The organism is Rubrivirga sp., from assembly GCF_049648075.1.
Classification (GTDB): domain Bacteria; phylum Bacteroidota; class Rhodothermia; order Rhodothermales; family Rubricoccaceae; genus Rubrivirga.
Genome location: NZ_JBARYR010000136.1, coordinates 1 through 2,483, shown reverse-complemented (window position 1 = coordinate 2,483; position 2,483 = coordinate 1). Strand labels below are relative to the sequence as shown.

Genomic DNA, 2,483 nt, shown 5'->3' with positions numbered 1-2,483 from the left:
GGGAGCTCGGCCGGGCGACGGCACGCCAGGTCCACGACCGGATCGAGCGCGACCTCGCCTACACCACGGTCACGACCATCATCAAGAACCTCGCGGACAAGGGGTACCTGAGCTACGAGCGCGACGGCGCCACGTTCGTCTACACCGCCGCCCAACCGGCCGACCAGGTCCGCGGCTCGCTCCTCACCTCGGTCGTCGACAAGGTGTTCGGCGGGTCGGCGCGGAGCTTGATCCAGACCTTGGCGCGCCACGAGTCGCTGACGCCGGACGAGCAGGCGGAGGTCGAGCGGCTTCTCGACCAGCTTGGACGCGAGGGCCGGACCGATGACTGAGATCCTCTACACGCTGGCAGAGATCGGCGAGCTCAGCAGCGTCACGTTCTGGACGCCCGTTCTCTTGTGGACGGTTCTGGTGCTGGCCGTCGAGATCGTCCTCGAGAAGACCGGTCCGTCCGCGGCGGTCGGGTCGTGGGTCCGCGGCGCCTCGCTGGCGCTCTTGCCGGCGCTGGTCGCCCTCCCCTCGCTTCTGGCCCCGTTCATTCCCTCGCTCGTGGCTGCTCCCGCGCTCGGCGAGATCGTGGTGCTCGCCGGTGAGGGATCCGTCCTCGAGGACGGGGCTGCGCCCATCCTCTCGTGGACCAATGTCCTGATCGGCGGCTTGACCCTCGGCGCGGTGGGAGCGGCGTTGGCGGCGCTCTCTGTTCTCGCCGGCGGCGTGTTTTGGCTGAGCCGAACGCGCCGCACGCTCCGGCCGGCCACGCCAGAGGTTCAGGCGACCACCACAGCGCTCGCCACTCGCCTGGGCATCGAGCGGCGCGTCGAGGCCGTCCACATCGAGGTCGGGCGGGCGCCGTTCACGATCGGTTGGTGGCGCCCGGTCGTCGCGGTCCCGAGCGACCTCGAGGGCGACGCCCTCGAACTCGCGCTCCTGCACGAGTTGTCCCATGTCCGCCGCGACCACTTCGGGTGGCACCTCGCCGAGCAGGTCGTCGGCGCCGTGTTCGTGTGGCACCCGCTGGTCCACGTTCTGCGCCGTGGCCTCGACCTCGACCGGGAGCGCGTCGCGGATGCCGACGTGATCGGGACGTGGCCGGACCGGGCAGAACGGTATGGCCGCCTCTTGACCAGCTTTGCCCACCAGTCCGCGCCGCCGCTCGCGCTCGGTGCCTCCTCGTCCATCCTCATTCACCGGCTTACCGCTATGACTCGAGTTCGACCCGATAGAAAACATCTCGCCCGGTTTCTCGGCGCGGCCCTGTTCCTCGTCCCGCTTCTACTCGCAACGGCGGCTGTCCCAGATGCGCAGCCGCCTCCCCCTCCTCCACCGCCGCCTCCACCGGCGTTCCAGAGCCACCCCTTGCTGGAGAAGGTTCAAGAGGTCTCGGTCTGGAGGGAAGGAGATGACATCGAGAGAGTGCGAGTCCGGCTGAACCCCGGCACCTCCAGTCAGGATGCTGTCCGCGTCGCGGACTACCTCTCTAGAGACGGAGACGCACAGACGGCCCTCGTCGTGATCGACGCGGATGGACGTGAGATCGAGCGGCCGACGATTCGGCTGGAGCTGATTCCGCCGCCACCTCCCCCACCGGCGCCGGGACCGCCACCGCCACCACCAGCTCCGGCGCCACCACCAGCTATTCCGGCGTCTCTCACCGCCGACGGTATCGAGTCAGTGTCGGTACGCCAGCGCACCAATGACGCACCACGCTACGAGGTCCGAATGAAGCCCGGCGAATCGCGAAGCGCCGCCGTGTCTGTCACCAATGCTTTCGTTGCTGACGGCATCGCGGGCACACTCGTCGTCATCACGGCGTCCGGGGAGCGGATCGAGCGGTAGAGACGTCTCTCGTCTAGCGATCGGTGTCGTCGTTTCCACGAGCGAGAGCCCTGGACCGCAGAAGCCCCGCGAGCTTTGACACTCGCGGGGCTCTTTGCGTGAACGGCCCGTCCTCGAGGACGAGCATCCGTCGAGGACGGGCGTTAGCCGACGGTGATGGAATACTCCAATCGCGTCTGGCAGGTCCGTGAGGTCGGGTTGATAACCAGAGCCTGGCTGCCGGCGATGTTGCGGAAGCGACCGTCGACGAACTCGTAGGTGCCGAGCCGGCTCGCGTCGTCGGCCTGAGCGTCACGTGCGGTGGCGCTTTCCCACTCGATCATCATGAACTGGACCGTGAACGCGCTCCCGTCTTGCTCGGGGAGCGTGAACGAGACCGACTCGTTGAGCGGGAACGACTCGCCGTCGTCGAGTTGGATGGTGTTGGCCTCGGTGCCGTCGCTGCCATAGCGGCCGGCCGGAATCTCGACGACCGATCCGATCGATTGGTTGCGGCCGTCGACGAAGGAGACGCGGAAGTGGAAGTCGCCTGGGTTGTCTCCGCTGTCGCAGTCGCGGACGGCGCGGATGGAGGCGAGATCGACCGTGACGGTCGCACTAGCGGGGGGCGGAGGGCCGTCGTCCTCGAGGTCGGTGCCGGCGCTGTC

At 68.1% G+C, this 2,483-nt stretch carries 3 protein-coding genes; 2 read left to right on the top strand and 1 reads right to left on the bottom strand.

From position 1 onward, the window contains the following. Both WBA11_RS03885 and WBA11_RS03880 read left to right on the top strand, forming a co-directional pair. Positions 1-332, top strand: a 332-nt coding sequence (locus WBA11_RS03885; protein ID WP_424519412.1) for a BlaI/MecI/CopY family transcriptional regulator, incomplete at its 5' end; no start/stop codon positions are given. Beyond that, a complete protein-coding gene (locus WBA11_RS03880) occupies positions 325-1,836 on the top strand; it encodes a M56 family metallopeptidase (RefSeq protein ID WP_424519411.1) in 1,512 nt (503 codons plus the stop codon). The genes WBA11_RS03885 and WBA11_RS03880, both read left to right, overlap by 8 nt. 143 nt (positions 1,837-1,979) lie before the next feature. On the opposite strand, the gene WBA11_RS03875 is transcribed toward WBA11_RS03880, so the two are convergent. Beyond that, positions 1,980-2,483 (bottom strand): hypothetical protein (locus WBA11_RS03875; protein WP_424519410.1); only part of this gene is annotated, 504 nt, incomplete at its 5' end.

Coding starts and splice junctions, on each gene's coding strand:
- WBA11_RS03880 (WP_424519411.1), top strand. CDS start 325: ATGACTGAGATCCTCTACACGCTGGCAGAGATCGGCGAGCTCAGCAGC.